The sequence below is a fragment of the Pseudomonas sp. AC463 genome (assembly GCF_979253585.1).
Map to the genome: position 1 here is coordinate 1 of NZ_CEEDDZ010000668.1, position 267 is coordinate 267.

Below are 267 nucleotides of genomic sequence, written 5' to 3' on the forward strand. Positions count from 1 at the left end.
GAAAGCTGGGGCCTGGAAGCGACACTGCACGCGCACGGCAGCGGCTTCAGCTTCGACGCATCGGCCTATTACAACTGGTTTTCCAACTACATCTACGAGACGCAGGTCGCAGCACCAGTCTGCGTCGCGGCGGCGCGGGGCGATGTCGACCTGCCCTGCTTCCAGTATTCGCAGGCGGACGCGCGCTATTACGGCTTCGAAGCGCAAGGGTCGGTCACGCTGGCCCGCGTCGGCGGCTATGCGATCAACGCCGACGCGGTCGGCGAT

The 267-nt window shown here is 65.2% G+C and carries 1 protein-coding gene; it reads left to right on the top strand.

Annotated features, from left to right (window positions below):
- Positions 1 to 267 (top strand): TonB-dependent receptor domain-containing protein (locus tag AC0IYH_RS31880; protein ID WP_471838278.1); only part of this gene is annotated, 267 nt, incomplete at both ends.